A 4,726-nucleotide genomic window follows, 5' to 3' on the forward strand; every position below is an offset into this window, starting at 1 on the left:
AAAGCGCGTAAGGGATCACGGAAACCTCCCGCTCCTTTGTACCTCGGAACAAATATCGCCCTTGAAAATGTAATGGTGACGGGTCAAGCAGCATAGAAGCTTAACGGCTAAGGTCAATTCTGCCCACAAATAAAATTCAGAGCCGTCCGGGCAGTCGGTAGACGTTAAACTAAAACGCTTGTGGATTCGGTCTGACGGGGGCATAGTCTTCCGATTGTGTCTAGTTAAGAGGAGTAGAAGCAAGAATCTCCCGTCACAGCGTAGCTTGACGGCGAGAGTGTCAATCAGTCTGTTAAAATTGACCCCCGTTGGTCGTATTCGCGCACTGTCTAACCTTTATGATGAGGATCAGTTAATATGGAATCAATGCAACCGACCGAGACCCAAAATCCGATTAGAACGGATTTACCCGGGTCTCTGAGCAAACCCAGCAGCAGCAGCACCGAACAGATTTGGTCTGAGTATGTAGAACCAGTTTGGGATTCGGTGATGTCCTATCTGGCTAACGTCCCCGATTATATCGGTAGTTTCTTCTCTGGATACAAAAAACCTTTAATCGTTCTGGTGGCAATTTTAGCGAGTTTTGTCACCGTGAAAGTTACCCTAGCGGTTTTAGATGCGATCGATGATATTCCCCTCCTTGCTCCTATCCTACAATTAGTTGGAATCGTTTATACTGGTTGGTTTGTCTGGCGCTATCTGCTCAAGGATGAGAATCGCCGCGAGTTATTAGCCGAAATTGATGCACTAAAAGCGCAAGTTTTTGGCAGTCACAATAACACTTTATCTTAAATGTCGGGGTGAAGACCCTCGGTTTTACCGACGGGATGAAACCCCGACCAGTATAGAAACAGCGAAGCACAACTAAAACTCTGCTGTTTTAAGATAATTTGTGCTAAAGTGAAAGCAAGCGGAAAGTCAGATGTGTAGTCGTGGCACGCGAACTGACCGTTGTAAAAAGGCTAGTGTCACCAACTCAAAAAGGTTGCCCCAATACCTCACTGCCCTCTAACAAAAAATATGGCATAGGTGGGAGATAAAAATAATCAAATAGGGTAGGGCATACCCGAATTTAAGCTTGGGGAGTAGTCCACAAGAGTGCTTGCCTTATAGGTGTAGTCGGACTAGACATGAAAATGTAAGACCAAAATTAGCATTGCTAGTAGAGGCAAGATTCAGCCCAAGAATCCCTCGGTTTTACCGATGGGAGTGTCAAAGAATCAAGCATAGATAACCAAGGAGTTGAGTGTTTCCGCTCAACTCTTTTGTTTTTGCACAAGAGCTTATACTATAGCGTTTTTCAGTCTAGTGAGGTACAAAAGTTATGGGTTTTAGGCACTCATGCAAGAGGCAAAAAGCAACAGGGTGAATAAATAATCAGTTTTTAATAACCAGATTTAATAGAGTTCTTGCATAATTAATTTTTGAGAAGGCAAAAATGAGAAAAATAGGCATAAAATTGCCTAAAATTCCTAAATAGAGCATTAAATTGATTAATGCTCATTCTTAATTCTCCTGAATCCTGAATCCTGAATCCTGAATCCTGAATCCTGACTCGGAGAATACCGACTCCTGACTCGGAGAATACCGACTCCTAACCCCACCAACAAACTTTTTGCCGCAAACCCTAGCTTAACACCATAGTTCGGGAACCCGTACCGATCGAGCAGTTGTCAGGGGGCCTTGTATTTCGGTAAATTAGCACTCGGAAGGTAAGAGTGCTAATCTGGAAAAGACACTTACCCAAATACAAGAGAAACGGAGGATATTCCATGGCTGCAGTCAGCATCAACGTAACTACTGTTAAACCCCTAGGCGATCGAGTTTTCGTCAAAGTTAGTCCCAGCGAAGAAAAAACCGCCGGTGGTATTTTCCTTCCCGATGCCGCTAAAGAAAAACCCCAAATCGGGGAAGTCGTGGCCGTCGGCCCCGGCAAACGCAACGATGACGGTAGCCGTACCCCCGTAGAAGTGGGTGTGGGTGACAAAGTTCTCTACTCCAAATATGCCGGAACCGATATCAAACTTGGTGGCGAAGAATTCGTTCTCCTCTCCGAAAAAGACATTCTCGCCGCCGTTTCCTAATCATCTACCCTTGAAAACCCCTATTTTGCCCGAATAACGATACATTATGGCTAAATCTATTATCTACAACGAAGATGCCCGTCGCGCCTTAGAAAAAGGCATGGATCTCCTGGCCGAAGCGGTAGCCGTCACCCTTGGCCCCAAAGGTCGTAACGTCGTCCTCGAAAAGAAATTTGGCGCACCCCAAATCGTCAATGATGGCATCACCATCGCTAAAGAAATCGAACTGGAAGACCATATCGAGAACACCGGTGTGGCTTTAATTCGCCAAGCAGCCTCAAAAACCAACGATGTAGCGGGTGATGGTACTACTACCGCCACCGTTCTCGCTCACGCTATCGTTAAAGAAGGTTTACGCAACGTCGCCGCCGGTGCTAACCCGATTTCTCTGAAAAAAGGTATCGATAAAGCTGCCGATTTCCTCGTCGGTCAAATCGCCAAACACGCGAAACCCGTAGAAGACTCCAAAGCGATCGCACAAGTGGGCGCAATCTCTGCCGGTAACGATGATGAAGTCGGTCAAATGATCGCCTCGGCCATGGATAAAGTCGGCAAAGAAGGCGTAATTTCCCTGGAAGAAGGGAAATCGATGACCACCGAACTGGAAATCACCGAAGGGATGCGTTTTGACAAAGGTTATATCTCTCCCTACTTTGTCACCGACACCGAACGCATGGAATGCGTCTTTGAGGATCCCGCTATTCTGATTACCGACAAAAAAATCGGTTTAGTACAGGATTTGGTTCCCATTCTCGAACAAGTGGCCCGTCAAGGCAAACCCCTAGTAATTATCGCCGAAGACATCGAAAAAGAAGCTTTGGCAACCCTAGTGGTTAACCGTCTGCGCGGTGTTCTTAACGTTACTGCGGTGAAGGCCCCTGGATTTGGCGATCGCAGAAAAGCGATGTTAGAAGATATCGCCGTCTTAACCGGTGGTCAAGTAATCAGCGAAGATGCGGGGTTAAAACTGGAAACCACCAAAATTGACAGCTTAGGTACGGCCCGTCGTATCACCATGACCAAAGATACCACCACCATCGTCGCCGAAGGAAACGATGTGGCAGTGAAAACCCGTTGTGAGCAAATTCGCCGTCAAATCGACGACACCGATTCTTCCTACGATAAAGAAAAACTGCAAGAACGTCTGGCTAAATTAGCCGGGGGTGTGGCAGTGATTAAAGTTGGTGCCGCTACCGAAACGGAAATGAAAGACCGCAAATTGCGCTTAGAAGACGCGATTAACGCCACTAAAGCAGCCGTAGAAGAAGGTATCGTCCCCGGTGGTGGTACTACTTTAGCTCACCTCGCTCCCCAATTGGAAACTTGGGCCAAAGAAACCCTCCAGCATGAAGAATTAACCGGTGCTTTAATCGTTTCTCGTGCGATTTCTGCCCCCTTAAAACGGATCGCTGAAAATGCCGGCCAAAACGGTGCAGTTATTGCCGAACGGGTGAAAGAGAAGCCCTTTAATGTTGGTTATAATGCCGCTACCGGTGAGTTCTCCGATATGTTTGAGGCGGGTATCGTTGACCCCGCTAAAGTGACTCGTTCTGCCCTACAAAATGCCGCTTCGATCGCCGGTATGGTTTTAACTACCGAGTGTATTGTCGTGGATAAACCGGAAAAAGAAAAATCCGCTGCCCCCGCCGGCGGTGGTGACTTCGACTATTAATAAATAGTCTATTTTTTCTCGACTCGATCGCTTAATTGCGATCGAGTTTTTTTTGTTGAAAAAACATCACTCCGGGTTAATACTAAATCCGTTGAGTATAGACTACATATCAGGAGAGGCACTCATGCACTCTTGCAATAGGCAAAAGGGGCAATAGATAATCAGCCGTAGGTTGGGTTGAACGGAGTGAAACCCAACAACCGAGGATCTATGTCGGGTTTCGTTGCCTCAACCCGACCTACGAATTTACTATACAAACGGGGAAGCTTTTAAGGATTCGGAATCGATCGCACCAGCAGAGTCAGAATACTGGTTAATACTGCCACCACCACGGGAATAATCAACGATTTTGCTCCCTTAAGGTCAGATACATCCTTAATTAAAGCGTCCTGTGTTCCCTCCACTTTTTCCAATCGCCTATCAATACTCTTGAGTTCGGTTTTCACCTCGGCCATATCTACTTTTAGATCGGTGACATCTTTCTGTAAAGAGTCTAACTTGCCTTCGATTCTTGTTAGAACAGTTTCTAGGGAATAGGTGATAGTGACGGGGGATTGACTCATCTGAATTTCGGTGAACATTTGATCGCCTAGTAATATTGTAGGCTGATAATCGTTATTGGTAATTCTGTGATCTTTCGGGAGTGACGGAATTACAGCGATCGCATGGATCAAATATCTTCTTCAGAAAGTCCCGCTTGTTTCAAAAAATGCTTGATTGACACTCCCCGCTCTAAAGAGACGGGGATTCTTGGTTCACAGAGATTACTTGCTTAGACAGAATTGCTTCTGAAAAAGTAGAGGTATTCTCTCCCCAAGCGTTTATTGGATCTAGCCCAAAGGTTCCGGTATGCCCTACCGTACTTAGTCCCCTTTTAAGGATGTTGATTGCGGCGTTTTCATCCCGATCCAAAACACATCCACACTTGCATTGATGGGTTCTAGTCGATAAAGATTTTTTGACAGTTTCA

5 protein-coding genes are annotated in these 4,726 nt (G+C 45.9%); 3 read left to right on the forward strand and 2 right to left on the reverse strand.

The window, feature by feature from the left end; all coding sequences use genetic code 11:
• The first annotated feature begins 357 nt into the window (after nucleotides 1-357).
• From IM322_RS21205 to groL, 3 genes are all read left to right on the forward strand, one after another.
• Nucleotides 358-792: a CAAD domain-containing protein gene (locus IM322_RS21205; RefSeq protein ID WP_287674981.1), complete on the forward strand. Its 435-nt coding sequence runs from the start codon at nucleotides 358-360 to the stop codon at nucleotides 790-792.
• A gap of 980 nt (nucleotides 793-1,772) precedes the next feature.
• Nucleotides 1,773-2,084, forward strand: a complete 312-nt coding sequence (gene groES, locus IM322_RS21210) for a co-chaperone GroES (RefSeq protein ID WP_002737272.1) — start codon at nucleotides 1,773-1,775, stop codon at nucleotides 2,082-2,084.
• 46 nt (nucleotides 2,085-2,130) lie between these two features.
• On the forward strand, nucleotides 2,131-3,756 hold the full coding sequence (groL, locus tag IM322_RS21215; protein ID WP_286824284.1) for a chaperonin GroEL: 1,626 nt from the start codon (nucleotides 2,131-2,133) through the stop codon (nucleotides 3,754-3,756).
• A 269-nt stretch (nucleotides 3,757-4,025) separates the two neighbouring features.
• On the opposite strand, the gene IM322_RS21220 is transcribed toward groL, so the two are convergent.
• Nucleotides 4,026-4,319, reverse strand: a complete 294-nt coding sequence (locus IM322_RS21220; RefSeq protein WP_287674987.1) for a shikimate dehydrogenase — start codon at nucleotides 4,317-4,319, stop codon at nucleotides 4,026-4,028.
• 169 nt (nucleotides 4,320-4,488) lie between these two features.
• Nucleotides 4,489-4,726, reverse strand: a 238-nt coding sequence (locus IM322_RS21225) for a zinc ribbon domain-containing protein (RefSeq protein ID WP_287710581.1), incomplete at its 5' end; no start/stop codon positions are given.

Origin of the sequence: Microcystis sp. M109S1 (assembly GCF_020247025.1) — a bacterium.
GTDB lineage: Bacteria > Cyanobacteriota > Cyanobacteriia > Cyanobacteriales > Microcystaceae > Microcystis.